This is a genomic window from Occallatibacter riparius (genome assembly GCF_025264625.1).
Lineage (GTDB): Bacteria > Acidobacteriota > Terriglobia > Terriglobales > Acidobacteriaceae > Telmatobacter > Telmatobacter riparius.
The window spans coordinates 3,048,434-3,075,047 of sequence record NZ_CP093313.1; the positions used below are offsets into that span (position 1 = coordinate 3,048,434).

The 26,614-nt window shown below is 61.4% G+C and carries 22 protein-coding genes; 9 read left to right on the forward strand and 13 right to left on the reverse strand.

From position 1 onward, the window contains the following. Positions 1-96: 96 nt before the first annotated feature. The 7 genes from MOP44_RS12305 to MOP44_RS12335 form a co-directional block, all read right to left on the reverse strand. Positions 97-2,757, reverse strand: coding sequence for an ABC transporter permease (locus MOP44_RS12305; RefSeq protein ID WP_260796330.1), 2,661 nt, complete (start codon positions 2,755-2,757; stop codon positions 97-99). A 16-nt stretch (positions 2,758-2,773) separates the two neighbouring features. Continuing rightward, positions 2,774-3,103 (reverse strand): PadR family transcriptional regulator, encoded by a 330-nt coding sequence (locus MOP44_RS12310; RefSeq protein WP_260796331.1) that lies wholly within the window; start codon positions 3,101-3,103, stop codon positions 2,774-2,776. Positions 3,104-3,238: 135 nt separating this feature from the next. After that, positions 3,239-5,893, reverse strand: a complete 2,655-nt coding sequence (locus tag MOP44_RS12315; RefSeq protein ID WP_260796332.1) for an ABC transporter permease — start codon at positions 5,891-5,893, stop codon at positions 3,239-3,241. Between the two features lie 65 nt (positions 5,894-5,958). After that, the gene (locus MOP44_RS12320) at positions 5,959-6,288 is read right to left on the reverse strand and encodes a PadR family transcriptional regulator (RefSeq protein WP_260796333.1); all 330 of its coding nucleotides are present in this window, start codon (positions 6,286-6,288) and stop codon (positions 5,959-5,961) included. A gap of 176 nt (positions 6,289-6,464) precedes the next feature. Further along, the gene (locus tag MOP44_RS12325; protein WP_260796334.1) at positions 6,465-6,704 is read right to left on the reverse strand and encodes a hypothetical protein; all 240 of its coding nucleotides are present in this window, start codon (positions 6,702-6,704) and stop codon (positions 6,465-6,467) included. Positions 6,705-6,803: 99 nt separating this feature from the next. Then, a complete protein-coding gene (ppk1, locus tag MOP44_RS12330) occupies positions 6,804-8,984 on the reverse strand; it encodes a polyphosphate kinase 1 (RefSeq protein WP_260796335.1) in 2,181 nt (726 codons plus the stop codon). 95 nt (positions 8,985-9,079) lie between these two features. After that, complete coding sequence (locus MOP44_RS12335; RefSeq protein WP_260796336.1) at positions 9,080-9,505, reverse strand: DUF3788 domain-containing protein; 426 nt, start codon at positions 9,503-9,505, stop codon at positions 9,080-9,082. Positions 9,506-9,733: 228 nt separating this feature from the next. Between MOP44_RS12335 and MOP44_RS12340 the strand changes: the two genes are divergently transcribed. The 3 genes from MOP44_RS12340 to MOP44_RS12350 all read left to right on the forward strand — a co-directional run bounded on the left by MOP44_RS12340 (position 9,734) and on the right by MOP44_RS12350 (position 13,347). Then, complete coding sequence (locus tag MOP44_RS12340; protein ID WP_260796337.1) at positions 9,734-10,426, forward strand: RNA polymerase sigma factor; 693 nt, start codon at positions 9,734-9,736, stop codon at positions 10,424-10,426. Positions 10,427-10,663: 237 nt separating this feature from the next. Continuing rightward, positions 10,664-12,118, forward strand: coding sequence for a TolC family protein (locus tag MOP44_RS12345; RefSeq protein WP_260796338.1), 1,455 nt, complete (start codon positions 10,664-10,666; stop codon positions 12,116-12,118). A 2-nt stretch (positions 12,119-12,120) separates the two neighbouring features. Further along, positions 12,121-13,347 carry an HlyD family secretion protein gene (locus MOP44_RS12350; RefSeq protein WP_260796339.1) on the forward strand — a complete coding sequence of 409 codons (1,227 nt, stop codon included), beginning with the start codon at positions 12,121-12,123 and terminating at the stop codon, positions 13,345-13,347. Between the two features lie 595 nt (positions 13,348-13,942). On the opposite strand, the gene MOP44_RS12355 is transcribed toward MOP44_RS12350, so the two are convergent. Further along, positions 13,943-15,181 carry a VWA domain-containing protein gene (locus MOP44_RS12355; RefSeq protein WP_260796340.1) on the reverse strand — a complete coding sequence of 413 codons (1,239 nt, stop codon included), beginning with the start codon at positions 15,179-15,181 and terminating at the stop codon, positions 13,943-13,945. Positions 15,182-15,284: 103 nt separating this feature from the next. Here MOP44_RS12355 and MOP44_RS12360 point away from each other — a divergent pair, with 103 nt between their 5' ends. The 6 genes from MOP44_RS12360 (at position 15,285) to MOP44_RS12385 (ending at position 22,019) form a co-directional block, all read left to right on the forward strand. Further along, positions 15,285-15,962 carry a metal-dependent transcriptional regulator gene (locus tag MOP44_RS12360; protein ID WP_260796341.1) on the forward strand — a complete coding sequence of 226 codons (678 nt, stop codon included), beginning with the start codon at positions 15,285-15,287 and terminating at the stop codon, positions 15,960-15,962. Between the two features lie 75 nt (positions 15,963-16,037). Beyond that, positions 16,038-17,363 carry an Nramp family divalent metal transporter gene (locus tag MOP44_RS12365; protein WP_260796342.1) on the forward strand — a complete coding sequence of 442 codons (1,326 nt, stop codon included), beginning with the start codon at positions 16,038-16,040 and terminating at the stop codon, positions 17,361-17,363. 686 nt (positions 17,364-18,049) lie between these two features. After that, positions 18,050-19,228, forward strand: a complete 1,179-nt coding sequence (aroC, locus tag MOP44_RS12370; RefSeq protein ID WP_260796343.1) for a chorismate synthase — start codon at positions 18,050-18,052, stop codon at positions 19,226-19,228. Positions 19,229-19,237: 9 nt separating this feature from the next. Next, positions 19,238-19,747 carry a peptide deformylase gene (def, locus tag MOP44_RS12375; protein ID WP_260796344.1) on the forward strand — a complete coding sequence of 170 codons (510 nt, stop codon included), beginning with the start codon at positions 19,238-19,240 and terminating at the stop codon, positions 19,745-19,747. A gap of 4 nt (positions 19,748-19,751) precedes the next feature. Continuing rightward, on the forward strand, positions 19,752-20,699 hold the full coding sequence (gene fmt, locus MOP44_RS12380) for a methionyl-tRNA formyltransferase (protein ID WP_260796345.1): 948 nt from the start codon (positions 19,752-19,754) through the stop codon (positions 20,697-20,699). A 3-nt stretch (positions 20,700-20,702) separates the two neighbouring features. Beyond that, positions 20,703-22,019 (forward strand): transcription antitermination factor NusB, encoded by a 1,317-nt coding sequence (locus tag MOP44_RS12385; protein ID WP_260796346.1) that lies wholly within the window; start codon positions 20,703-20,705, stop codon positions 22,017-22,019. A 10-nt stretch (positions 22,020-22,029) separates the two neighbouring features. Here the strand turns inward: MOP44_RS12385 and MOP44_RS12390 are convergent, their stop codons facing one another. The 5 genes from MOP44_RS12390 to MOP44_RS12410 are packed head-to-tail and all read right to left on the reverse strand — an operon-like array spanning position 22,030 to position 26,599. Beyond that, on the reverse strand, positions 22,030-22,527 hold the full coding sequence (locus MOP44_RS12390) for a heme-degrading domain-containing protein (RefSeq protein WP_260796347.1): 498 nt from the start codon (positions 22,525-22,527) through the stop codon (positions 22,030-22,032). 36 nt (positions 22,528-22,563) lie between these two features. Continuing rightward, the gene (locus MOP44_RS12395) at positions 22,564-23,913 is read right to left on the reverse strand and encodes an MFS transporter (RefSeq protein ID WP_260796348.1); all 1,350 of its coding nucleotides are present in this window, start codon (positions 23,911-23,913) and stop codon (positions 22,564-22,566) included. Between the two features lie 38 nt (positions 23,914-23,951). Further along, entirely contained in the window at positions 23,952-24,743 is a 792-nt protein-coding gene (locus MOP44_RS12400; RefSeq protein ID WP_260796349.1) for a PASTA domain-containing protein, read from the reverse strand. Beyond that, on the reverse strand, positions 24,740-25,159 hold the full coding sequence (locus MOP44_RS12405) for an OsmC family protein (protein WP_260796350.1): 420 nt from the start codon (positions 25,157-25,159) through the stop codon (positions 24,740-24,742). Before MOP44_RS12405 ends, MOP44_RS12400 begins: the two co-directional genes overlap by 4 nt. 12 nt (positions 25,160-25,171) lie before the next feature. After that, positions 25,172-26,599, reverse strand: a complete 1,428-nt coding sequence (locus MOP44_RS12410; RefSeq protein WP_260796351.1) for a cation-efflux pump — start codon at positions 26,597-26,599, stop codon at positions 25,172-25,174. Positions 26,600-26,614: the final 15 nt, after the last annotated feature.

Consider the following 26,614-nt stretch of genomic DNA (forward strand, 5'->3'; position numbering starts at 1 on the left):
GGTCGGAAAAGGGCCGCAGGGCTGTGCCGGGAATCACAAAAGGCAGAGAACAAGGTATAGGAAGGCGGGGGCCGCGGTCGCGGCGCGGCCCCAGTCTCACTCCGCCCGGAGGGTTTGCATAGGGTCGGCTCGAGCAGCCCTGCGCGCCGGCACGTACGAAGCGAGCAGCGCAACCGCGGGCACCATGAGGATCACGCATCCGTATATGAGCGGGTCGGCAGTGCTCACGCCGTAAATCAGCGTCTGCATCACGCGGCCCAGGCTAAGCGCCAGCGCGACGCCGATAATGGTTCCCGGCACCGCGAGCTTTGCGCTGTGAACGAGCACCATCCGCAGGAGATCGCCGCGCTGAGCGCCGAGCGCGACCCTGAGGCCGAACTCAGTACTCCGCTGCGCGACGGTGTATGCAATCACTCCGTAAGCGCCGATACCGGCGAGCACCACGGCGAGCGCGGCGAAAAGTCCCACCAGCACAAACGTAAATCGCGGCGTCGAGATCGATGCGTCCGCAACCTGATTCATCAGCTTGATGTCGGCCACGGCCAACTCTGGATCGAGTTGGTGCACCGCGTTGCGCAATCCATCCGCCACCTGACGCGGATCGGATTGCGTGCGAATGGCGATCGACATATCGGACTCCGACGCTTGGTACTCCGACCACCAGAAGGCCGGTTCGGCCGCAGGACTGTTGGGCTGGTCTTTCACATCGCCCACCACGCCAACCACAGTCATCCAGTCCTCATCCTTCTTGGGGTTGTCTTCGAAGCTGATGCGCCTTCCGATAACGTCTTCGCCGGGCCAGTACTTCTGCGCCATGGCCCAGTTGATGATGAGCACCCACGGCGCGCCCTTCTTATCGGCCTCCGTAAAGAAGCGCCCCTCGAGCAGCGGAATCCCCATGGCGCTAAAGTAGCCTGGAGTGGCCATGTGATACCGCGCGTGAGTCTCATTGTGCGGGTCGGGCTTCTTCCCCTCGATAGTCCATCCGCCGTTGTTTTCGTCGTAGCCTGTCCATGGCAGATCGCTGCCCGCGCCGGCGCTCACCACTCCAGGCAACTGGCTCAGCGTTGAGCTCAGCCGGCTGTAGAACTGCGCAGTCTGCTCGCCGGTCTTGTAGCGCTGGTGTGGAAGAGACAGGCTGGCGGTGAGCACGCGGTCTTCGCTGAACCCCGGATTGAGATGGAGGAGATTCAGGAACGTCCGCAGCATCAGCCCCGCACCAATCAGAAGCACACATGCAAGGCTGACTTCTGCGACAACGAGCGCATTGCGCAGGCGGTTCTGAGGGCGCGTGGCGGTAGAGCTTCGGCTGCCTTGCTGCAGACCGGTCTTCGGATCGGTGTGCGAAGCCTGCAGTGCAGGCGCGAGCCCAAACAAGATTCCAGTAAGAACACTGATCAGCAATGTGAATCCCAGCACAGGCCAGCTGACATGAATATCATGCGCGCGCGGGAAGTCAGCGGGCAGCAGCGAGACAAGACCGCGCACTCCGCCGAATGCCAGAGCCAGCCCGAGCACTCCGCCGGTGAGCGAGATGATCAAGCTCTCCGTGATGAGCTGGCGAATCACGCGCAGCCTCGGCGCGCCCAGCGCCAGCCGTACGGCAATCTCACGCTGCCTCGCCGATGCTCGCGCCAGCAGCAGATTCGCCGCATTAGCGCAAGCGATCAGCAGCACGATACCGACCGCGCCGAGCAAAACAAGAAGCATCCGTCGCGTATTGCCCACAACTTCGGAATAAAGCGGAATGAGAAGGACGCGCCAGCCGGTTCCGTCCGCGGAGTGCTCGCGACCAATCTGCGCCATGATGGCGTTCATCTCGTCGTGCGCCTGCTGAACGCTCACGCCCGCCTTCAGCCTCGCAATGCCTTCAATATAGTGCGAGCCGCGTTGGTTCGAGTTTCCCCCAAACGAGAACGGCCACCACACATCCACGCTTTCGCCATATGCAACCGAGTGATAGACGTTTCCCGGATGCTCAGTTCCCGGCGGCATCACACCAATCACTGTGAATGGTTGCATGTTGAGCGTGATCTTGCGCCCAATGATGTTAGGGTCGGCGCCAAAGCGCGTCCGCCAGAGACGGTCGCTCAGGACCACCTGCAATCCATTGCCGGGCACTTCGGCCTGGAAGTCGAACTCGCGCCCGAGCTGCGGATGGAGGCCCAGCACCCGGAAGTATCCGGAGGTGATGCCGAAGCCGTTCAAACGCACCGGCTCGCCATCGCCCGAAAGCTGCACGTCGCCGCGTGTGAATGCCGCCATCGATTCGAACGAATGATTGCGTGCACGGAAATCGAGGAAGTCCCACGGGTTGAGCGGAAACTTCGGGAATTCCTGGCTCGTAAGGAATACCCGTACCAGGCGCTCGGGCTGATCGTAAGGCAAACGCTTGAGCAGCACTCCGTTGATCACGCTAAAAATGGCGCTGTTGGCCCCGATGCTGAGTGCGAGCGTCGCGATCATCACAATCGCAAACGTGGGATTGGCCACGAGTTGGCGCAGCGCATACTTCGTGTCGTCGATGGTGAGTTCGATAAGGCCGGTGCCGCGCGCATCGCGGCAGTCTTCTTTCACCTGTTCGTGTCCGCCAAAAGATAGGCGGGCCTGGCGCTTAGCTTCCTGTTCTGACATGCCGGACCTCATGAGTTTCTCGACCTGACGATCGAAGTGAAAGCGAAGCTCTTCGTCGAGCTCGTCTTCGATCTGCTTGTGGTGAATCAGCGCGCGGGTGCGATAGCGGAGATCATCCAGCATGGCTTCACGCTCCTTCTCAGGCGCCTTCCAGAACCTGTTCGACAGCGACGGCAAGCTTGCGCCACGCCTCGGTCTCCGCATCCAGCTGCTTCCTCCCCGTGCGCGTGAGCTCGTAGTACTTGGCGCGGCGATTGTTATCGGATGTGCCCCACTCAGCCTTAATCCACCCGCGGCGCTCCAGACGATGCAGCGCGGGATAGAGCGACCCCTGCTGGATGCTGAGCACCTCGCTGGAGACCTGCTGCACGCGTTCTGAGATGGCCCAACCATGCTGCGGTCCAGGCAAAAGAGTACGCAGGATAAGCAGGTCGAGCGTGCCCTGCGGAAGTTCGATGCGTCCAGTCAAAACCGTCCCCTTTCACTTCTACAAGTGGAGAGTAATACGACCTGTTGTAGAAGTGCAAGGGGAAACTCAGAGCCCAGGATAGAAGAGCGTGGGGAATCTGTGTGTCAATCGAGCGAGCCAGCGCATGAGATCTCCTTACTCGGTGCGAAGCGCCTGCATGGGATCGATGCGGCTTGCGCGCCACGCCGGCAGCATGCAGGCAATTCCGGCGACAACCAGAAGGGTTGCCGCGACGGCGGTATAGATGCCCGCATCCAGCGGCTTCGTATCGAAAAGCATGGAAGCGATGAGGCGGCCTGTTGCTGCCGATCCCGCGAGACCCAGCACCAGGCCGATCAGTGCAGGCCGCAGTCCGTCGAGTAGCATGAGGCGCATCACCTGCTTCCGCGGCGCGCCCAGCGCCATGCGAATCCCGATCTCCCCAGTTCGCTGCGTAACCAGATAAGCAAGCACACCATAGAGACCGGCTCCTGCAAGAATGAGAGCAATGACCGCGAAGCTCAGGATGAGCAGTGAGTCGAACTGTGAGTCAATCGTCGATTTTGCGATACTCTCACGGAACGTCATGACGTTCGAGACTGGCAGATCGCGATCGAGCCGCCCCACTACGTTCTCAATCGGCATTGCCAGCGACTCAACATTTCTCCCTCGCACGAAGATTGTTGCCCCGGTCCAGTCGTGCCCATACAGCGGCATATACATGGTGGGCTTGGGTGGCTCGTGGATATCCCACCGTACGTCGCCCACTACGCCGATGATTTCGTAAACGTCTTTGTTATATCCGAAGTGCAGGTGTTTCCCGATTGGATCCTGACCGGGGAACAACTGTTGCGCGGTAGAAAGAGATATCAACGCCACATCAGACCGCGAGAGGCGTTCGTCAGATGTGAAGATGCGTCCTCGCAGCAGCGGGATTTGAGCAGCGGCGAAATAGCCTGGGTCCGCGGCCCGCCGATGTATGTCGAGTAGGTCTTCCTGGCGTCGGGGCTGCTCGAGGGTATCCGCGAGCGAGTCGCCGCCCCAGCCCTGGCCGGGCGCAGTGCTGACCAGGCCGGCTGCTTCCACTCCCGGAAGCGCGCGCACTCCGGCGATCAGCTGTTCAAAAAATGCGACCTGCTGCACCTCTTCCTTGTAACGCGACTCCGGCAGGCTCACGTGCAATCTGAGTGCATTGTTAATGGGAATGCCCAGGTCGGTGGTGCGTAACCGCTGATAACTCTTGAGCAGGAGACCAGCCCCGGCCAACAGTACGACCGTGAGGCTGACTTCCAGGACAAGCAGAACCCTTCGCAGCGTGGCGCGCTGATGGCTGCCGCGATTCGCTCGCGACGACTCCTGCAGTGCGCTGAGCAGTCTCTTCCCATCTGCGCCCAGCGCGGAAATCAGCCCCGCGAACAGTGCGCAGGATGCAATCGCCGCAATCGTGAACAGCGCCACACCACCGTCGATGCGGATCGACTCGACGCGGTTCATGTCGGGGCGCATCTTCACAAGCAACTGCAGCGCAGCCCAGGAGATGCCGATCCCCACGGCTCCCGCCATTACCGAGATGAGAAGGCTCTCTGTCAGGCGCTCGCGCATCAGGCGCATGCGGCCGCCGCCAAGAGCGGTGCGGATGGCCATCTCCTTGCCCCGGGCGGCCGTGCGCGCAATCAAGAGGCTGGCTACGTTCATGCATGCGATGAGGAGCACGCAGCCGGTGGCGGCCAGCAGAGCGTAAAGTGGAGTTTTGTAATCGTGAACCGCGTCGTCGAGCATGGAGCGGCCATTGACGGCGCCGTTGACTCCTCCAGCCGCGTGCTCCTTCTTGATCTGAGCCTGCACCGCGCCCAACTGCGCAAGCACGGATTGAAGCGTTACTCCGGGCTTCAGACGCGCCATCACAATTCCTTCGTGATCGTCGTACGCCTTCAGGAGAGCCTCGGGGAACTCGTGCCCAACGGGCGTCCAAACTTGGACAGTATTGCCGCCGAATGCACTGTTGAACAGAAACGACGCAGGAAGAACTCCGACCACCGTGTAAGGTTTTGCATCGAGCCAGATGGTCTTGCCCACGATTGCGGGGTCCCCGGCATAACGGCGGCGCCAGAATGCATCGCTCAGCATTACAGTCGATTGCGCACTATGCTCATCGTCTGCCTCAGCGAATGTGCGGCCCAGTGCCGGCTGCACACCAAGAAGCGAGAACAGATTCCAGGAGCAGAATCCGGCGTCGATGCGTTCGGGGAGCTTTCCGCCTTCCGCGGAAACGTTGTAGTTCTGGAATGGCGATACCAGGGCCATCTGTTCCACGCCTGTAGCGGCGCGCTGCCACTCGGAAAAGCTTCCGGCCGCAACAGGGTTGAACATTCCCAAACCTTCGCTGGCAGACCGCTCATACAGGGTGACCAGGCGCTCCGGATCAGAGTAGGGAAGCGGCTTCAACAGCACGCCCCGCACGATCGTGAACAGCGCGACATTAGCGCCGATTCCGAGTGCCATGACGAGAATCGCAATCACCGTGAAGCCGGGCGTGCGCAGCAGCGTGCGGCAGCCGATGCGAACATCGTGCAGGAGAGACTCGGCGGCCGCCCAGTTCCATGTGTCGTGCGCCTGGTCGCGCAGCAGCGCGGGATTGCCGAAGGTGCGCAGCGCGGCGGCCCGGGCAGACTCATCGCTCATGCCACGCGCGGTGTTCTCAGCAATCTGCCGGTCGAGATGGTCGCGCAACTCCGCGTCCAACTCGCGATGCGCCCTGTTGCGCGAGAACAGCATCCGGAACTGCACACCCAATCGGCTCAGCCATCGCATACCGCTCACCTCGTCTCCTCGTAGTTGTCTTTGTCCCTTTGTCCCTCGGTCCCTTGTCCCTGTTGTCACGCTTCGCTGACGATGAGGTTGATAGCGGCGGAGAGGCGGCTCCAGTTGGCGGACTCGGCATCCATCTGCTTGCGGCCGGCGGCGGTCAGCGAATAGAACTTCGCCTGGCGCCCGGTCTCGCTTTCGTCCCATTTGGCCTTGATCCAACCCTGCTGCTCCAGGCGATGGAGCGCTGGATAGAGCGAGCCCTGCTGCACCTGGAGCACTTCGCCCGACATCTGCTGGATGCGCTTGGCAATAGCCCAGCCGTGCATCGGCTCTAGGGCGATGGTCTTGAGAATGAGAAGGTCGAGAGTGCCTTGAACGAGATCGCTCGGTTTACCCATGCCTAGATTATCTACACTCCGTGTTGTAGATAGTCAAGGTATTTGTTGTAGATCGTCAAGGTATGTTTCGGCAGGCAACACGCAACAGGGAACAGGGAACAGGGAAAAGGGGCACGTACCAAATCTCGGCCACGACTCCCTAATCAGTAATCCCTACTCCCTACTCCCTGTCTTTTTCACTCCTCGTGTTTGCGGCTGCGCTTCCACTCTGCAACCAGTTCCGATTCGTCCTGCCGCGGAGTCCAGAAGCGGGACACAGCAATGCCGGCGCATATCAGCACGAGCCCTATAGAAATATCACGCGTCGGAACCGCATGCCATGCGATGTAGGGAATGGGCACATCAAGCCCCATGGCGAGAAAGAAGGCTCCTGCAGCAATAAGCAGCGCGACCACCGGCGTCCTGATAAATGGCATGGAGAAATACCTCCTGGCCGTTCCCTGAGCGGACGCCGGTATCGTAGCAGAGATCAGGGAAAAAGGAGTAGGGAACAGAGAATAAGGAGCAGAACTGCCTCAGTCGGCAGCTACCGCCTTCTTGGCAGACCTGCGATTGCTGGCTGTTTTCGTCGCTCGGGCTGCGGGGCGGGGCCCCGAGGAGGCTGCCTTCGGAATCGCCGAAATATCGGTCTTGCCCTCCGCCAGCTGCATCAGGAACTCCTGAGCCGAAAAAGCGGGTGCATCCTTCATCGCTTTGTTTGCGCGGACGTAGGTGCCATCTGCCTGCTGCAGTCGCGCCTTCGTCGTGTCGGCGAGGTAAGCGGGCAGAATCTCGTCGTGAATGCGCGCCAGTGCCGCAGGGTCGCGCACCGGAAACACGACTTCGCAGCGCTCGAATAGATTACGCGGCATCCAGTCCGCCGAGCCCAGATAAATCTCGTAATTGCCGCCGTTCGCGAAATGGAAAATGCGCGAGTGTTCCAGGAACCGGCCCACCACCGATCGCACACGGATATTGTCAGAAAGCCCTTTGACCCCCGGCTTCAGGATGGAGACCCCACGGATAATGAGGTCCACCTCCACGCCCGCCTGCGATGCCTGGTAGAGCGCTTCGATAACCGAGGGCTCGAGCAGCGCATTCATCTTGGCGATGATGTGCGCAGGCCGCCCGGCGCGCGCATGTTCTGCTTCGCGGCGAATGAGCCCCAGGAAGCTCTCCGCCATGGTGAGCGGCGCCACCAGCAGCGGCCGGTAGTCGTCCACCTCGGCGTGCGCGGTCAGGTAGTTGAACACCATGTGCACGCGTTCAGTGATCTCGGGATTCGACGTCAGCAGGCTCAAATCGGTGTAGAAACGCGCCGTAACCGGGTTGTAGTTTCCGGTGCCCAGATGGCAATAGCGCCTCGTCACGCCATCTTCGTCGCGGCGGACAACCAGCGCGAGTTTGCAATGTGTCTTCAGGCCCACCACGCCGTGAAACACCTGCACGCCGGCATCTTCCATGTTGCGCGCCCAGCGAATATTCGATGCCTCATCAAACCGCGCCATCAGTTCCACCACCAGCGTCGCTTCCTTGGTCGCGGCGGCTTCAGTGATCGCCTGAAACATCGGCGAATCGGAACTGGTGCGGTAAAGCGTCTGCTTAATGCTTACGACATTCGGATCCTGCGCGCCCAGCTCAATGAAGTTCACCACCGGGTCATAAGAGTCATACGGATGGTGAAGCAGAATGTCCCGTGTGCGCAGATCCTCAAAAATGTTAGCTGCCTTCCGGCTCAGCGAGAGGGGATGTGGCGTGAACGGCGGAAACTTCAGGTCCGGCCGCTGCACGTCGCTGTAGAGCGACATGATACGCGACAGGTTTACCGGGCCTTCGCCCTGGAAGACCTGGTCCTCCTCCAACTCGAAGTTGGTCCGCAGCCGCTCCACAATCTCGTGATGCGCTCCGGCCTCGATCTCCAGCCGCACGGCATCGCCCTTGCGGCGATTGTGAAGCTCCACGCGAATCGTCTCCAGCAGCGAGCGCGCTTCTTCCTCTTCAAAGTAGAGATTCGAATTGCGCGTCACCCGGAACGCCGTATACGCCTGCACCTCGTAGCCGCGATACATGCCGGCAAGATTCTGCGCGATCAGATCCTGCAGCAGAACGTAGTCGAACTGACCCTCGGCACACGGCAGCCGCACAAACCGCGGCAGCGCGCGCGGGACCGTGACCACCCCCAGCACCAGCGGACCCGAGCTTCGCCTCTTCGGCCGCAGCAACAGCGCCAGGCACAGCGCCTTGTTCAGCACGCGCGGAAACGGATGCGCCGGATCAATCGAGATCGGCGTAAGCAGCGGATCCACCTCGCGCTGAAAGTAGTTCTGCGCGAACGCCCGTGCTTCCTCGTCGAGTTCGTTCCAGTCCAGAAGTCGGATGCCCTGCTTGCGCATCTCCGGCAGCAGACGCTTGTCCCAGCAGGCGTACTGCGCAGCGACAAAGGAATGAATCTCGCGGGTGAGCCCCTCAAGCGATTCATCAGGACGCAGGCCGTCGTACCCCGGCTCTTGGTAGCCGTCCTCGATGCGCTGCATCAGGCCGGCCTGGCGAATCTCCACGTACTCATCGAGGTTCGACGCGGTAATGGCCAGAAACTTGACGCGTTCGAGCAGGGGATTGGTAGCGTCCTCGGCTTCTTCCAGGACGCGCCGATTGAACTGCATCCAGGACTCGTCGCGGCCGTTGAACTGCCGCTGAATTTTCGTGCTCTTGGCCATTCGAATGACACCAGCGCGTGTTCGTCAGGATAACGGATCAGAGTGAAAGGGACAAAGTTCTCCCGCCGCGTCTGGCGCTGCGCAGGATCTCGCCCTCAGTTAGCCAGCTTGATGCGGGCGATCTTGCGGATCGCCGGCAGATCGGCTGGGCGGTTCACGGTAAGGCGAAGCCCCGTACCCTCGGGATAGCGCGGCGCCGTGGCCAGTGCCTCCACAACGGCCTTGGGTAAATGAGCCTCTTTTGCGGCGGTCACGGCCTTATCGCTCAGCGTAAACGCCACCTTGAAGCAATTGTGGCAGGGCGACATGAAAATGATGTTGCGGCTCTTCTGTTTCAGCCGCAGCGACCAGCCATATTTATTAACCACGATCCCCTTCCACTCCTGGGTCAGGTTGCCGCCATCGCTGCTGACTTCCTCGATGAGCTCAGACCAGAGAGGTGCTGCCGTACCCAGCGCGGTAATGACTTCGGCGTGGGAGGGCTGATTGGCTCTGCCTATAAATGCGTTAGCCAAATCCATTGAGTTTCTCCTTGACGGCCTTTTTGGACGGGGAATTGTAGCGCTAATCCAAACATTCCGCAGTGACAAGCCGCGAATCCCTTTCCACGCGCAGCCCACCGTCTGCGGCTGGTGATTCGCCCAGTAGCCAGACCGCTTGGGAACCTGAGAATTGACCTGTGACGCCGTGGGGTTGAGGATGGTAGTAGGCACCCGCTGCACGCCGAGTCCCCCAAGAGGAGCGCTCCGATGCCGAATCAAGATCAGAACCCGAAAGCCATGCTCGATCCCAGGGAGCCGCTCCCGCCGCAGGCCCAGGATTTCGCGCGTAAGTTGAACAAAATGCTCGATGGCCACCAGAAGGACGAGGCCACCGTCGCCCAGCAGTTCGAGGGCCTCGAGGGCATGTTCGACCTGATCGCTGCGGGGCTTTACAGCCTGGCCTCCATGCTGGTCGGCGAGGGCGAGGACTCCATTCGCCTGGTCGAAACGGCCGTAGCCAACGCGGAAGTGTCAGCTTGTTCGCAGCCGGAAGAAGCAAGGCTGTCCGGCCGCCGCGCGCTTGTGGCAGCCGCTCTCAATCTGATCGCAGCGCGTAACCCCGAGAGCCTCGCCGCTCCCGCCGGTCTTGAGCACGCCGATACCTGCATCGAAGACGACGACCTCGACGCCGCCGGTGTCTCCCGCGAGGAACTGGAGCGCATGATGGCCGGGCCGGACCGCGATCGCATGCGTGCATGGCTCGAGAGCCTGCCCACCCCCACGCGGACTATCTTCGTCCTCCGGGCAGTCGCCGGTTATTCAACAGCGCAAACGGCGGCCGCTTTGGCTGAGTTCGCCGGCCCCCGCGCTGCCGGATGGAAGCCTGAAGCCGTGCGCGAACTCTTCCGCCAGGGACTGTGCTCGCTGGCCTCGCAGATGGTCAAAGCCGGCATCCACTAAGTCGATCCGGCTCCCTCCCTAAGGCGGACAGCGGACCCTAGCGTCCACAACCCTGTCCGCCATCACAGATTTCGGTCTTTTTGCGTTCGATACACTAGATTTAGAACCGCGCCGCGGATGAACTGCATCCATTGGATGAGCCAAGTTATAAGGCCATCGCCTTCTTATCAGTTTTGACCGGACCGAAGATCATTGATGCCAATTGACTGTTCACAAAAGCTCTCAACCCGTTGCCGTGTGCCTTACGCTTCGTTAGGTTCACTCTTTCTGGCTCTGGGACTGACGGCAACAGCAGGGACCGCGCGGCTGAATGCGCAGGCGCAGACGGGCCCGGCCCTGCCGAGCGCCCAGACTATTCAGACCTCGGTGCCCTCCGCCGCGCCCAGCACGGCATCGAGCTTCCAGGGCAGCGTTCCCGTCGGACAGGCGACCGATCAGACCATCGATTTGACCCTCGACGACGCAATGCAGCGCGGGCTCAAGAACAACCTCGGCGTCATCCTGAGCGGTCAGCAGACCGCCGGGGCGCGCGCCGAGCGCCTCAGTGCGCTGCAGGCGCTCCTGCCCACTATCGACGCCAACCTCAAGGCGTCGGTTCAGCAGGTGGACTTGGCGGCCCTCGGCCTGCGCGTTCCCGGATTCCCCACCGTTGTGGGCCCCTTCGGCTACGAAGATCTGCGTGCTTATTTCCAGTGGTCGATCGTCGATGTGAAGTCTCTGCGCAGCTATCTGGCGTCCAAGCATAACTTCAGCGCGGCGCAGCTCACGGCTGATGATGCGCGGCAGATGGTCATCCTCACCGTGGGCAATGCCTATCTGCTGGCGCTGGCCGATGAGTCGCAGGTGCAAAGCGTAGAGGCCCAGGTGAATACCGCAAAGGTTGCGCTCGACCAGGCCGTTGCCAGCCACCAGGCCGGCACCGCTCCGCTCATCGACGAGCTACGTGCCCGTGTCGCCTACCAGACACTCGAACAGCAGTTGATCGTGGCGCAGAACCGGCTCGACAAGGACCGCATCGCGCTGGCCCGAACCATCGGTTTGCCGCTGGCGCAGAAGTTCAATCTTGCCGACAAGGCCCCCTACGCCGCCTTCGATCAGGTAGATCTCGAATCCACGCTCAAGCAGGCGCATCTCAATCGCAAGGACCTGCAGGCCCAGGTGGAGCAGACCAAGGCGGCCGAGGAGCAGCGCAAGGGCGCGACGGCCGAACGCTTTCCGAAAGTCATGACCAATGTGGACTACGGCCTCATCGGCGTAAACTTCGGCAGCTCCCACGGAACCATCGATGCAACCGGCGCCGTGAGCGTGCCGGTGTTCAAGGAATTCGGGCTGCGCGGCGAGGCCGAGCAGGCCCAGGCCCAGTTGGATACGCAACGGGCGCACCAAAGCGACGCCAGCGCGCAGGTCGATGCCGACGTCCGCGATGCTCTGCTCGATATCCAGGCTGCCCAGCGGCAGGTGGAAGTGGCCCGGTCCAGCGTAGATCTGGCCAATGAGGCCCTGAGCCAGGCCCAACAGCGTTATGTGGCAGGAGTGGACAACAATCTGGCTGTGACTCAGGCGCAGCAAAGCGTGGCCCAGGCCAACGATCAGCTTGTGAGCAGTCTCTATCGGCACAACATTGCCAAGCTGAGCCTGGCGCGTTCGCTGGGTGCGGCCGAGAACTACAAGAGTTATTTGGGAGGGAAGTAGACGTGGCGGAAACAACGACAACGCCCGCTTCAACAGAGCAGGAAACAGAGATCGTCCAGCCGCGGTCGCGGCGCAGGGGCATCATCATTATCGTGGTCGCGATTATCGCGGTCGCTGCTCTGGCGTTCTGGTGGCATTCCACTTTTTATGAGGACACGGACGACGCCCAGGTCAGCGGGCACCTCATCCAGGTCAGCTCGCGTATTCAGGGCCAGGTTCTGCACGTCGACGTGGCGGAGAATCAGGTCGTCAAGAAGGGCGACCCCATCGCCGAACTCGATCCGCGCGACTACCAGGTCGCCGTCGAAAACGCGAAGGCCGCGCTGGCCAGCGCCCAGGCCGCAGCGCAGGCTGCGAACGTCGCCGTTCCTCTCACCACCATCAACACCGGAAGCAATCTGACCTCGGCCAACGCCCAGTTGTCCGGCAGCCACGCGCAGGTGCAGCAGGCCCAGGGACAGCTCCAGGCGGCCCAGGCCCGTGTAACCCAGGCGCAGGCCAACGCCACCAAGGCGCAGAACGATCTCGAACGCTACAAACCGCTGGTTGAGAAGGACGTCATCAGCAAGCAGCAGTTCGATGCCGCCGTTGCTGCAAACGCGGCAGCGCAAGCTGCCGTCGCGGACGCCACCGCCAGCGCGGCAGCGGCCGCCGATGCGGTGCGCGTGGCTCGCCAGCAGGAAGCCGCGTCCGAGGCCAGTGTGAAATACGCCCAGACCGGCCCGCAGCAGATTGCGGCGCAGAACGCGCACGCCCGCCAGGCTGCAGCACAGGTGCAGCAGGCCCAGGCGCAGTTGGACCAGGCGGAACTGAACCTCAGCTACACCAAGATCGTGGCTCCCGACGATGGCATCATCACCCGCAAGAGCGTCGAAGTGAACCAGAACGTCTCCAGCGGGCAGAACTTGCTCACGCTGGTCAGCCTGAGCGACATCTGGGTGACGGCCAACTTCAAAGAAACCCAGCTCAAGCACATGGGGCCCAACCAGCCCGTGGAGATCAGCGTCGACGCGACCGGCAAGAGCTATCCCGCGCACGTCACCCAGATCGGCGGCGCAACCGGTTCGGTCCTGAGCCTCTTCCCGCCTGAGAACGCCACCGGCAACTACGTCAAGGTGGTGCAGCGCGTCCCGGTCCGCATCGACTTCGACGACCTCAAGCGCGATGACCCCAACCACCAGCTCCGCCCCGGCCTCAGCGTCGAACCCAAGGTCCGGGTGAAGCAATAACAACCTCTGAAGGCATGTAGGGCCGGCCAAGCGCCGGCCCTCTTGTTTTGTAACAAGCGCGAAACGCACGACTTCACAGGCTGCTGAAGAATGCCATTCGGAACGGGTCTTGTATCAGGGGCTGCCTTCAGGCAGCCCGCATGCCGCTTTCCTGGTTGACCTGGGGCTTTAGCCCCCGAGGGATGCGTTTCAATCGCTGCGCTGCAATGAGGCCCATGATCATGCGAAAGGGCACGACCTTAATCGTGCCGAAATCAGGTTCTTCCGTATCACCTCACACTGTGATCCCCGGCACAGCGCCGCCGCCCGTTTTGCCGCACACTCAATTCACGAGGAGAGTTGTTGCTCTCTTCTGTACTATGAACTTCCGAGCAATACGACCTTGGTTCTGTTAACCAAAAAAATAACAGATAAAATCTTCTTTTTAACTGGAGTGACTCCGGATAAATAAGTAAACGATTTAAATGCATAATCTTAACAAACGGTATCAAAGTAACCATTTTCGCCCGTAACCCGAATAAAATACGAAATTAAGGCGAAAACTGGCGATCCATCCTCATCCCGATGTTTACTTTAAAATAAACAGTCTGCCCCCTCAACGATGCCCCGTCGTCGCTGAAGCCTCCGCCCAATAACTCGTCCGCGCCGTCACTTCCAATCCTGAATATCCAGGCAGACTCAGCCGCAGCGTATGCAGTCCCGCCCGCGGCGATTGCGGATGGAAGCTCAGCGCATACCGGTTCGGCAGCCGATTGCTGATCGCCGCCAGATCCCGCTCCAGGCTCTTTTCGTTGCCCAATTTGAAATACTCGCCGCCGGTCAGCCGTGCCACCGTCGCCGGCACATTCTTCTGCAGGCTGTCACCCGTAGCTATCGCCGCCATCTTGGCAAACGTCAGCGGCGGCAGAAGCTGCCCCATGCAGTCGTAGAACTGCGACCACCGGCTGAGCGGCGCATCTGGATCGGGATTCGGGTCCTTGCCCATGCACCCGTTCGGCGGATTGGGATGGTGGTTCTCCAGGCTCAGAATCCCCGACGGCCTGCCGCTCGGCTGCGTCGGCAACTGCCGCGCCGCATAGTGCGACGCCTCCGACTTCGCCGTGGAGAACCCGATGCTGTAGATGGTCGTGTTCGACTCGGTGATTGCCCGCACAGCCTGCTCAATCGTCGTTTGGCTGCCGCGATCGAGTGTCTCGCTGATCAGCAGAATCGCGCGCCGGTAACTCGGCGGCTCAACCCGCAGCAAGTTCACGGCGTAAGCGAGCGAGTCGAGAATCGCGGCGCCGTTGTCACCCAGCGGCACATCGTGAATGGCAGTGGGCCACGCGCAATTGTCGAAATGATGCTGCCGACCGCACCCGGGACGCAACCCGCGCAGCGCCCGTGCCGCCTGGTCCACATCGCTTGTAAAGGGTTGCAGCAGGTCCGGTTCGCTATCGAAGGTCACCACCGCCACTCGCCGCTGCTGCACCCCGCCAACGATAGATCCGAGCATTGGCCCAAGCGGCGGCGCCAACGTGTCATATTTCTCGAACTGCCGCGCTCCAGCGCCGCCGACCTCGAGTACCACCACCAGTGCCAGTGGCTCGCTGCCTCCATCTGCATCCAGCGTCAGCTTCTGCGGCACGCCATCATCGGTCAGCCGAAAATCCTCCGGCTTCAGCGTATAAACAATCGCACCATTCTTATCCCGCACCAGCGTCGGAACAAGCACGACAGTAGTCTGCGTCGTGAAGATGGAGCCTTGTTGATCGGCCGTCTCCTGCGCGCGCAACACGCCAGGCGCGAAAAGAGCGCAGAGCGCAACGGCGGACAGAAGGGTTCGGCTGTTCATGCGGCCCCGGCGGAGTCTCCCGACCTCACAGCTTAGACGAGCAGGAGCCGAGCCCGTCGTCTTTCAAACCGCGGGCTCGGATTAGACTATTCCCAACAGATACATGCGCGATTCGATACACGTCTCGAAGGAAAACTATCTCAAGGCCATTCTCGAGGCCGAGGCCGAAGGCCGCCAGGTCATCCCAGCCACGTTGGCCCACTGGCTCGAGGTGTCGCCGCCCGCCGTAACCATGGCCCTGCGCCGCCTCAAACGCGACGGTTACGTCCTGGTCGGCGACGACGGCATCGTCCGCCTCACCGAAAAAGGCCGCGAGACCGCCTATCAGACCGCCCTGCGCCACCACCTCATCGAGCGCATGCTGAGCGAGATCTTCGGCATGGAGTGGTACGAGATTCACGAAGAAGCCGAGCGCCTGGAGCATGCCGTCTCGCCCGCCTTCGAGGCCAAGCTGAAAGAGAAGCTCGGCGAGGGAGCCTGTCCCCACGGCAACGCCGTGCTGCCCCTCGACCCCGCGACGAGAAAGCTTCAAGGCGAAGTGCCTCTATCTGAGGCCCCCGAGGGCAAGCAGTACCGAGTAGTCAGCCTGCAGGAACGCGACCCGCTGCTCCTTCGCTTTCTGCATCGAAATGGAATTGGCCCCGGGCAAACCCTCCGCGTCCTCAGCCAGAACTATGACCAAACCGTCTCAATCGAGCTGGATAACGGAAACTCCATCCTCGGAAGGCCGGCCGCCGAAGCGGTCTGGCTCCGCCCCGGCGGGACAAATAAGTCAGAATAATCACTCGATATTAACTATGATTAACTAACCTGTGCCATACTGCATTTAGCAAGGTCTGGGTCCCTTCTCCTTCCTATGGCCACCGACATTAATCGAGATCTAGTGGTGACCGAACCCTCTTTGCCCGAGGTGAACGCCAGCGTGCGCATCTCCGGCTCGCCCTTCTACTGGCGTCGACTGCTGGGCTTTATCGGACCCGGCTTCCTGATCTCAGTCGGGTACATGGATCCCGGCAACTGGGCAACCGACATCGCGGGCGGCTCGCAGTTCGGCTACACCCTGCTCTTCGTCATCATGCTCTCCAATCTGATGGCGATCCTGCTGCAAAGCCTGAGCCTCAAACTAGGAGTCGCGACCGAGCGCGATCTGGCGCAGCTCTGCCGCGAATCGACCGGCCGGGTCGGTGGCGCGGTGCTATGGTTGATGGCCGAGATCGCGATTGCGGCCTGCGACATGGCCGAGGTGATCGGTTCGGCAATCGCGCTGAACCTGCTCTTCCACATTCCGCTCTTTTGGGGAGTGCTGATCACCGGCCTGGACGTGCTGCTGATCCTCCTGTTGCAGCGCTGGGGCTTCCGCGCCGTCGAGGCCATCGTGATCGTGCTCATCGGGACGATCCTGGCGCTGTTCATCGTTCAAACGGTGCTTTCCCGCCCGGAATACGGAACCGCGCTGGGGAGCCTCTTCATCCCGTCGCCGATCATCCTGACAGACCGAAAAGTCCTGTTCATCGCCATAGGCATGCTGGGCGCAACGGTGATGCCCCACAACCTCTACCTGCATTCCTCCATCGTGCAGAGCCGGCGCTACAAGCGGACGCCGGAAGGCAAGCGAGAAGCCATCAAATTCGCCAATCTTGACTCCGCGCTCGCCCTGACGCTGGCCCTCTTTGTAAATGCCGCCATCCTCATAGTCGCTGCGGCGGTGTTTCATCGCACTGGACACTTCGAGGTAGGAGCCATCGAAGACGCCTACAAGCTGCTGAGCCCGCTGGTGGGTGCCACGTTTGCCAGCACGCTGTTCGCGGTCGCCCTCCTGGCCTCTGGACAGAACTCGTCCATCACGGGCACCCTCGCCGGCCAGGTGGTAATGGAAGGCTTCGTGCACATGAAGCTCGCCCCCTGGCTGCGTCGCCTGATCACGCGTGCGATCGCCATCGTTCCCACCATCGTGGTGGTCGCGTTTTATGGCGAGCACGGCACAGAGAAGCTGCTGCTGCTGAGCCAGGTCATCTTGTCGCTCCAGCTTAGTTTTGCCGTAATCCCGCTGGTGATATTCACCAGCAGCCGAAAGCACATGGGCGAGTTCGTCAATGCGCCGTGGCAGAAGGGCTTGGCCTGGGTGGTCGCCTCGGTAATCGTGGGGCTTAACGGATGGTTTCTGGTGCTGATGGCGAAGTAGAAACTGCGAACTGTGAACTAAGAACTGCTCTCGTGACCGCAATCACAGTAAACCCTGCCCGCAGTCCGGCATACTAACGCTCTGCCGCCCAACTGCAGGCGAAGGAAACGTGTGCCCCAAATCAGCCCATCCCGTCTGCGCACTCCCACCGGCATCTCCATCGGTCGGTCACTCGGCCACCCCCTACCCCCCTCCTCCTCTACCAGAGCGACCCGTCCCGGCCACAGCCCAAGGGTGCCCCATATCTCCGGACAGCCCCACAGTCCGGAGATGTGGGAGGCCACGAATCCAAATCAGCGACGACGGTACCCCCACCCCTCCCGCGGGGCCGGCAACACAGCATTCGCTCCTCCCGCCCCCAGCGGTTCGGCCGCCCAAAAGGTGCAGAGGGTTACTGGAGGATTAACCCACCCCCCTCCCCCTCAGAGCCGCGTCGCGGGCTGCAACCCATCCCACCCCCCTCCCCCTCTCGGGCACTAACTAGTTGAAAATAGAGAATCGGAGTTCAAGGGTCCAAATTAAAGGAACCAAGCTTCCCGCCAGACCGGACTCAAGTCAATCATGCTCGCGTTTTATAAGTTGGTTAACACCGGCTTCACACTACCCGCCCGAAGCCACCCTCCTGAAAAGCCCTCACCCTGCGTGACCCCCCACCACTTCTCTATTCCTTTACAATCAATACAGATATGATCCGATTTTCAAGTGCCGGGGAGTCGCACGGCGAGGCTCTGATCTCATTGATCGAGGGCCTCCCCGCGGGCGTGCCGGTCGATCTCGAATTTGTGAACCGCGAACTGTGGCGTCGCCAGCAAGGCTACGGCCGCGGCGGTCGCATGAAGATCGAAACCGACAAGGCCCATGTGCTCTCGGGCGTGCGCCACGGCAAGACCATCGGATCGCCGGTGGCGATCGAGATCGTGAATCGCGACTGGAAGAACTGGGAAGAAAAGCTGCCCGTCGAAGCCGGCGATCCCGCCAAGCACCAGGTCGTTGCATCGCCGCGTCCCGGCCATGCCGACCTGGCCGGTGCGCTCAAGTACAACTTTCCCGATGCTCGCTACGTGCTAGAGCGGGCCTCCGCCCGCGAGTCCACCTCGCGCGTAGCAGCCGGCGCCTTCGCCAAGCTCATGCTGCGCGAACTGGGCATTGAGATTCTGAGCCACGTCATCCGCGTGGGTCACGCGGAACTGCAGCGCACGGCCACCTGGGACGAAATCGTCGCCGTGAACGCGAAGGACGAAGTTCTCCTCGGCTGCGTCGATCCCGAGACCGAAGCGCGCATGAAGGAAGAGGTGGAGCAGGTATCACGCACCGGAGACACCGTAGGCGGCGTCTTCGAGGTGGTGGTGCACGGGGCGCCCGCCGGCCTGGGCACCTATGCGCAATGGGACGAGCGCCTGGATGGGCTGCTGGCCTGGAGCGTGATGAGCCTGCAGGCGGTGAAGGCCGTCGAGATTGGCCGCGGTGTTACGGCAGCCGAATCATTCGGCTCGCAGGTACATGATGCGATCCACTACGCGCAGGAGAGCAACGGCCGTCCAACGCGTTTCATCCGCGAGCAGAACAACGCTGGCGGCATCGAGGGCGGCGTTTCGAACGGCGAAGACATCGTGGTGCGCGGGTATCTGAAGCCGATTTCTACCCTGCGGCGGCCGCTTGAATCCGTACGTTTCGACACGCGTGAGGCCACCAACGCCGCCTATGAGCGCAGCGACATCTGCGTGGTGCCGGCTGCGGGAGTGGCCGCGGAAGCCATGGTCGCGCTGACCATCGCGGATCTCGTTCAGCGCAAGTTTGGCGGCGACTCAGCTCTCGAGATGAAGCGAAACTTCGCCGGTTATATCGAACAAATCAGGAGCTATTAGTCGCAAGCGATGATTCTGAAGATCGTTAAATATCCCGAGCCGGTGCTGTCGCAGCCAGGCGAACCCGTTACCGAGTTCAATGATGAGTTGCGCAAGTTCGTTGCCGACATGTTCGAGACGATGTATGCCGCGCAGGGGATCGGCCTCGCAGCTCCGCAGGTGGCCGTGTCGAAGCGTGTTACGGTGATCGACCTCAGCATGGGCAAAGACCCCGCGCAGAAGCTGGTGCTCATCAACCCTGAGATCATCGCGCGCGACGGCAAGCAATACGAAGAAGAGGGCTGCCTCAGCTTTCCTGATATTCGTGAGAAGGTGCAGCGCGCTTGGCAGGTAACGGTGCGCGCGCAGGATGAGTTCGGCAAATGGTTTGAGATGGACGGCGAGGAACTGCTCTCGCGCGCATTCCAGCACGAAATCGACCACCTCGACGGCATGCTGTTCATCTTCCGCATGAGCGGGCTGAAGCGTGACATGGCGCTGCGGAAGATCCGCAAGATGCAGCGCGAAGGAACCTGGTAGAACCGTGAAGATCGTATTCTGCGGGACTCCGCGGTTTGCGGTGCCGACGCTGGAGGCGCTGATCTCCGCGGGGTATGAGATTCCGCTCGTCGTCTCGCAACCCGATCGCCCCGTGGGCCGCAAGCAGGAACTGACCGCACCGCCGGTGAAGCAGACAGCGTTGGCGGCCGGACTCGCGGTCACGCAGCCGGAAAAGATTCGCAACAATGCAGAATTCCGTACAGAGCTTGAGGCCATTCAGCCCGATGCGATCGTGATTGTCGCCTACGGGCGCATCATTCCGCCCTGGATGCTGGCTTTGCCGAGGCTCGGCTGCATCAATCTGCACGCATCGCTGCTGCCCAAATATCGCGGAGCCGCCCCGATTCAATGGGCCGTGGCCATGGGAGAAACAGTCACGGGCAACACGACGATGTTGATCGATGAGGGGCTCGACACCGGCCCGATGCTGCTGCAACAGGAGTGTCCCATTGGCCCTGAGACAACCGCAGCCGACCTCTTCGAGAAGCTCTCAGTGGACGGTGCCCTGCTCGTGGTCGAGAGCCTCGCGCTTCTGGAGGCTGAAAGCATCACGCCGCGCCCGCAGGATAATTTGCAGGCGATCCTGGCGCCGTTGCTAACGCGTGAAGATGGCCGCATGGACTTCGTAGCGCGTACCGCCCAGGAGTTGAAGAATCGGTGGCGCGGCTTCCAGCCGTGGCCAGGAGCTTTTACGGCTCTCGACGGCAAGAAGCTCATCGTGCATCGCCTGAGTGTGGCTGAATCAGCCGGAGGCTCTGCTACTGATTTTGCTCCCGGCACTGTGGCCGTGGATGACCAACGAATGCTCGTCGCCTGTGCCCAGAGTACATGGCTGGAACTACTCGAAGTGCAACCGGAAGGCAAGAAGCCCATGGCTGCCGCGGAGTTTCTGCGGGGCCATTCGAACGCGTCGGGCATGCGGCTGGGCTGAGTCATGGCGCAGGTCTCCCCAGCGCGCAAAGCTGCATTTTTCATCCTGCTGGCAGTCGATCGGGGCGAACGCCATTCGGACGATCTGCTGCGTGCGCAGTCGCTTTCGAAGCTCTCCGCGGTTGATCGCAATCTCGCAACGGCCCTCGTGCTCGGGGTATTGCGCTGGCAGATTGCGCTGGATGCTGCTGTGCGTCCGCTGTTGAAGAAACCGAATGCAAGGCTCGATGTCGAAGTGCTGATCGCGCTGCGCTTGGGCGCATTCCAACTGCTCCAGATGGATCGCATTCCGGCACGTGCGGCGATTGACGAAAGCGTGGAACTGGTTAAGCAGGCCGGTCACCGATTTGCATCGGGCATGGTGAATGCCGTGCTGCGCAAGCTGGCTGCGGGTGGGAAGAAGACTGCCGATGCGACCAGCGCGTACCCACAATGGATGGTTGAGCGCTGGACTCAAACATTTGGCGAGGACACGGCGTGCGAAGTATGCCGTCTTGGACAGGCCCAGCCGGTGATTGGGGTGCGGGTAGCCGATGCGCCCGTCGAGCAAGAACTGGCCACAGCAGGCGTCGAACTTGTGCCGGGATCTCTGTTGAGCCGGGCGCGGATCGTTCTGGCGGGAGACATTACGACTACGAGCGCATTTCGCGAAGGCCGGACTCGCGTTCAGGACGAGGGCTCGCAACTCATAGGTGAAATTGCGGGCACCGGAACGGCGATCCTGGATTGCTGCGCGGCGCCAGGCGGTAAAACCCTGGTACTTGCAGAGCGGAATCCGGAGGCGCGCATCGTTGCGTGCGAGGTGAGCGAGCCAAGGCTGCATGCACTGCGCGAGCGACTGAGTCCGCTCGGCGGTCGGATTGAGTGCAGGTTGGCCGATGCAACGCATCTTCCATTCGAAGCAGAATTCGATCTCGTCCTTGCCGACGTGCCTTGCACCGGAACGGGTACGCTGGGACGCAATCCTGAGATTCGCCACAGGCTCGTGGAGGGTGACTTCGCGCGTCAGGCAGAGCGTCAGAAGGAGATTCTGGCGAGTGCCCTCCGTGCGGTCCTGCCCGCCGGTCGGGTCGCATATTCCACTTGCTCGCTGGAACCAGAAGAGAATGAGCAGGTGATTGCAGCGGTTCTCGGCGCGACCGCAAGTGCTCGGTTGACCCCAATGCAAGCGCGCCTCGAGGAGATGGAGCGCGAAGGCATCCTCATCTCCGGTGCGGCGGCGAAGCTCAATCAGTGTGTCACACCCGCGGGTTATCTCAGGCTGCGCCCCGGCCAGTTCGGAACCGACGGATTCTTCGTCGCGCTCATCGAAAAAATGTGAGCGGCCGCCCTCATCCCGGCGGAAGCTGTAACTCTGAGTACTTACGTCCCAGCAGTGCGCACAGCGCTTCGATAACAAGTTCATGGTCGGCACGCATCGGAAGACCCGACACCGTAACGCTGCCCACGATGCCCGCGCCCGCGACGCTCAGCGGGAACGATCCTCCGTGCGTCGCGTAGTCGGCCAGCGGTAGCCCCTGCGATTCGCAGATGGTCTCGCCTTTGATCTTCTCTTTGATCCCGATTGCATAGGAGCTGTGATGGAAGCGGGCGACGACATTGTTCTTGCGACGAACCCATTCGACGTTATCGGGAGTGGTGCCGTCCATGGCGGCGTAGAAGAGCGGCTGACTGAAACGGCGGATGTCGATGACGACGGGGAGTCCGCGTTCTTCAGCAAGATCGCGCAGAAGCGAGCCCAGCTTCCACGCGGTCTGCGAGTCAAGTCGCGGAAGGACGAGTTCGCGCTCCTGCCGGGCGATGATTTCGAGATCTTCATGAAGGCCCATGACCCACTATCGTACAGGTTGACGGTTTAGATCTGATCAGGACTCGGCCGCTCCGTCCAGCGGAATCTCTTCAGGCGAAGTTTCCCGGCGCGGAATGATGCCGAGTTGCTCGTATATGGGTCGCATGTCGCGGCGGATTGCGCCTAGGCGGCCCCAGAAGAACAGGGAGCCGATGATGCAGGCGATGCCGCTGACGATGACGGTTCGGGGCGCGCCGATACGATGAGCCAGCGCGCCGGCGAGGAGGCTGCCGAACGGAGCCATTCCGACGAAGGCCATGGTGTAGTAGCTCATGACCCGACCACGCATTTTCTCGTCAACGAGCGTCTGCAGGATCGTGTTGCTGGTTGTTAATCCCTGCATCATGCCGAAGCCGGTGACCAGCATGGTGACGAGTGACAGCCACTGGCTGTGCGAGAAGCCGAATGCGATGAGACCGACGCCGAAGATAGCCGCGGCGATCGGAATCATCTTGGTGAGTCCGCGGACGGAGCGGCGCACTACGAGCGAGAGGGCAGAGACCAGCGAGCCAACGCCGACCGCGCCCATGAGGAAGCCGAGGGTGTGGGGGCCGCCGTGCAGCACCTGCGCGGCAAAGATGGGCATGAGTACCATGAACGGCCAACCCATCAGGCTGAGCAGTGCGAAGAGCAGAAGGATGCCACGAATGGGGCGCGAACCCGCCACGTAAGTCCAGCCCTGACGCAGTTGCTCGAGCATGGTCACGCCGTGATGATGCATTGTCTCGGGCTTGACGCGCATCATGAGCAGCGAAGCGATCACTGCGATGTAGCTGATGCCGTCGATGAAGAAGCACCAGCCCTCATTGGTGGCAGCGATGACCACTCCGGCAAGGGAAGGGCCGATGAGACGCGCCGCATTCACCATTGAAGAATTGATGGCGATGGCGTTCGAAAGGTCTGCGCGCTCTTCCACCATGCGGATCATGAACGACTGGCGGCCCGGCATGTCGAAGGCGTTGATGACGCCCTGGAACGCGCTGAGGATGAGAATCTCAGTGATCGTGATGCGGTTGGACAGTGTGAGCCACGCCAGCAGCAGCGACTGCAGCATGGCTAACGCCTGGGTCCAGACGAGAACCTTGCGGCGGTCAATGCGGTCGACGACGACCCCGGCGAGCGGTGCCAGAAGAAACGTAGGGATCTGGCCAGCGAAGCCAACTGTGCCCAGCAACACGGCAGATTTGGTGAGCCGATACACGAGCCACGAGGTGGCAACCCGTGTCATCCATGTGCCGATGAGCGAAATACTTTGTCCGCCGAAGAAGAGGCGGAAGTTGCGGTGGCGGAGGGCTCGCCACGCGTGCGACATGCCTTCGTTCGGCGCGTCTTCTGCTGCGCCAGATTGTCGCGAGTCGCTTGCCATTCGCTGATTAGATGCTGGGCGGTGCGCTTCGGACTGAGTTAACGAGCCACAGTGAGATGGACCTGCATGCTCTGATCAACGCGAGAGCCTGGCGACGGCTGCTGCGCGAGAACCGAGCCGGGTGTGACCGGCGGTTTGGGGGGTGCGTTACCCTGGCCCACCGGGGGAATCGCGACGTCTACGAATGTTGGGGGAGCAAAGGTTATGCCCACGCGGCTAAGCGCGGTTTGCGCGGCCACGATCGGAGTGCCGGTGAAGTCGGGCATTACAAATCCGTCCGCTGCCTCATCTGGAGGCGCGGCGACAAGCAGATTCACGCTGGGGCCTTCAATGCCCTGCGCATGTGCAGGCGGATCCTGCGCAAGCACGGTGCCTGCTGTCGTACCCGCATAGGGCAGTTGCGCATTGACTCCGACAGAAAGGCCCACACGGCGCAGGTTCAACGCAGCCACGCGCTCATCGGTGCCGACGGTGTTGGGCACCTCAACCTTCTGCGGACCGAGGCTCTCGGATACGCGCACACGCCACTCGCGGCGGACAACGGAGCCGGCGGCCGGTGATTGCGTCAGGATGTGTCCCGCGGCCACGCCGGATGAGTAATAGCGGTTGTCGACATCGAGATTCAGGCCCAGGGCAGCCGTCTCGCTGCGCGCCTCGGCGACGGTCATATCTTTCAGGGCAGGCACCTGCACTTCTGCACCGTGAATGGCGAAGTGCATGGTGGTGATGGCTGCCAGGAGCGCGATGGCCACCAGCATCACCACTAACAACCCAGCGCGAAAAAAACGGACGATGGGATGTATCTCCTGCCGCTTTGCCGATGGTCTCATGGCTCCGGTTCTCCGTCGGGATACACGATCTCGTAGTCGATGGTGGCCGCCTTTTCGAGCATCTTCGATACGGAGCAATATTTGTTCTTGGAGAGCGAAACCGAATCTTCCACAGCTTTGCGGCTCAGCTTGCTGCCACGCACCGCATAGGTGAGCTTGATGTGCGTGAAAACGCGCGGCGGCTCTGGCGCGCGCTCGGCAACGGCGCTGACGCGAAGACCGGTCACGTCCTGGCGCTTCTTTTTGAGAATGGAGACGACGTCGACGGACGTGCAACTGCAGAGCGCGGCGAGCACTGCTTCCATGGGGCTGGGGCCGTTCGGGTACGGAGCATCCGTGTCGAACTGGATCTTGTTACCGCTTTCCGTAACGCCTTCAAAGACGCCGTCGTGCTTCCATTCGCTGTGAGCGACCATGCTTCTAACCCTCTATCGCGTATTATCGGTCACCGGCTCGGGATGGATGGTGACACGGTTGACTTCAGGGCACTCGAGCTTGAGACGATCTTCGAGACCGGTGATGACTTCATGGACACGCAGCATGGGGAGTTTGTCAGGCAACGTGCAGTGGCACGAAAGATCGACGTGATCATGAGCGCGTAAAACCGTTAGTTCATGCACGTCTACGATTTCAGGAAATGATTTCGCCGCTGCGCGCAATGCTATTTCGATACGACGGTCGTCCACGACGATCTCGTCCGGCTGCTCGATGGTGGCGGGTTCGCTCTCAATGTGAGTCAGAACCGAGTCCACTTCCGGAGCCTCGCGAAGAATCTCCTGCTCCATGCTGGTGATGAATGAGTGGGCGTCGAGCAGCGGCATGTTTTCGTCCAGCTCGACGTGCTGCTCCACACGCAAGCGCCCCTGGTGTGATTGAACGCTGAGCTCATGGACCGAGACGTTGTTACGGGCTGCAACCGCGCGAACGCGATCGAAGATACTTTGGGCGTTCGTCTGGCGCGGAACGGTGTGGATGACGACATCGGCCTGTGGCACAATGCGCTGCACGGCTTCGGTCGCGGCACGAACCAGTTCGCCCGTGTGCTCGAAGGTGGTGCGGCTGGGCAGCGCGAGAGTGAGATCCGCGAAGTACGCTGCTCCGGAACGGCGCACGCGGACCTGCTCAACGGCGAGGACTCCTTCGACGCCTTCAACTTCATCGACGACGCGCTTGCGCGTTTCGACCGGGATCTGGTCAGTGAGAGCGCCTATGGTCTCGCGCGTGAGGTGCCAGGTCATGCGCAGGATCATCAGCGACACGACGACAGCCGCAAAGGGATCGGCATAACGCAATCCGGGAATGCCGAACTGCTTTCCGGCCCAGCTTGCGGCGAGACCGCCGAGCACCGCGAGCGTAGCCCATATATCGGAGGCGAAGTGAAACGCATCGGTAGCCAGAGCCGGAGATCCGGTGCGGCGCGCAACTTCGCGCAATTGGCGCGAGCGCCAGTAGTCCACGGCGATGGATGTGACCAGCACGAGGACCGGCCACATCGAATGTCGGAGTTCAACGCTGTGGCTGTATATGCGCTGCAGCGCTTCATAGATGATCCATGCGCAGGAGATCGCCATCAGGCCGGCTTCGATAAAGGCCGAGATGTTCTCGACCTTACCGTGACCGTATGGATGGTTTTCATCGGCGGGCCGATCAGAGACCCGGACCGACAGGAAGGTGAGCCCCGCGCCGGCGAGATCGAGGCCGGAGTGGGCAGCATCGGAGAGTACGCCGAGAGATCCGGAGACGATGCCAGCGGCAACCTTGAGCGCCGTCATTGCCGCCGCGGCTAGCATGGAGTGCAGGGCGACGCGGCGCTTTTCTGCCGATATGCTTTCGAGGCTCTGAACTCCGGAACTCATCTCGATAAGCCTACT